The following is a 256-nucleotide window of genomic DNA, read 5'->3' as shown; positions in this document are numbered from 1 at the left end:
TCTCAAACCAACGCGGACAGAGCCAGTGGACGCAAGGAACAGCAGGAACAAAGGCGAAAAACCATTGCGAAGCGTCGCTCTGAAATGGAACAGGTCAAACAGATAAAACAGCCTGCTTCTTCTGTTCATGAAAGACCGACTACAAGACAAGAACAATATCATGATGAACAGACCTCAAAACAGTCTAATATTCAGACTTCATATAAGGAATCTCAACAAGCCAAACAAGAGCGTCCAGCAGTTAAGTCCGATTTTT

Annotated in this window: 1 pseudogene; it reads left to right on the top strand. The window is 43.4% G+C overall.

Going from position 1 to position 256, the window contains the following annotated elements:
- Nucleotides 1–256, top strand: a pseudogene (locus ACFX59_RS18385) (YtxH domain-containing protein); the annotation flags it as partial.

Source organism: Sphingomonas sp. NCPPB 2930 (genome assembly GCF_042867205.1).
Classification (GTDB): Bacteria; Pseudomonadota; Alphaproteobacteria; order Sphingomonadales; family Sphingomonadaceae; genus Sphingomonas.
This window is presented reverse-complemented; position numbering and strand designations above follow the sequence as displayed.